This window comes from Oleiphilus sp. HI0125, from assembly GCF_001635355.1.
Genome location: NZ_LWGF01001340.1, coordinates 1 through 533, shown reverse-complemented (window position 1 = coordinate 533; position 533 = coordinate 1). Strand labels below are relative to the sequence as shown.

Sequence of the window (533 nt, the reverse complement as noted above, 5' to 3'; positions counted from 1 at the left end):
TCTATCGCGGAGTCTGATCCCGAGTACTCTCTTAACACTAAACGAAAAAGCACTATCAACGCAGCCCTTGCTAATTCACTTTATAAGCAAGGTAAGAAGAGTGGTAAAAGTAAGCGCGCACTTGATGCATATCTTAAGGTCTATGAAGAGTTCCCTTCAGATCCGCTTGCACCTGACGCCTTATTCAATGCAGCGAGTGTTGCGGGGAGCATAGAGGATTGGGCTCAAGCCGTCCGAACTCATCGTTTGTTTCAAGTTACGTTTCCAAAACATGAACTTCAAGCTACTGGTTTAACGCAATTAATTTATGCCTTAGAGCAAGAGGCGCTTTATATCGATGCAGCAGAGTCTTTGTTCGCACAAGCCAAGCAACAGAAAGCAATTGATGCAGCGCTGTCAGCAGAATCCGCTTATAAAGCTGCGCGATATTTTTCTGAGAATAGCGTTAAAGAAAAAGCAACCGAAGCCTATGAGTGGGTGCTCAAAGAGCACCCTAAACGTTACGATATTGGCATAGAAGCATTAGCATTTAT

General features: G+C 43.9%; 1 protein-coding gene. It reads left to right on the top strand.

Going from position 1 to position 533, the window contains the following annotated elements; genetic code table 11:
• A partial coding sequence (locus A3762_RS27975; protein ID WP_197469519.1) for a tol-pal system YbgF family protein occupies nucleotides 1-533 on the top strand: 533 nt, incomplete at both ends.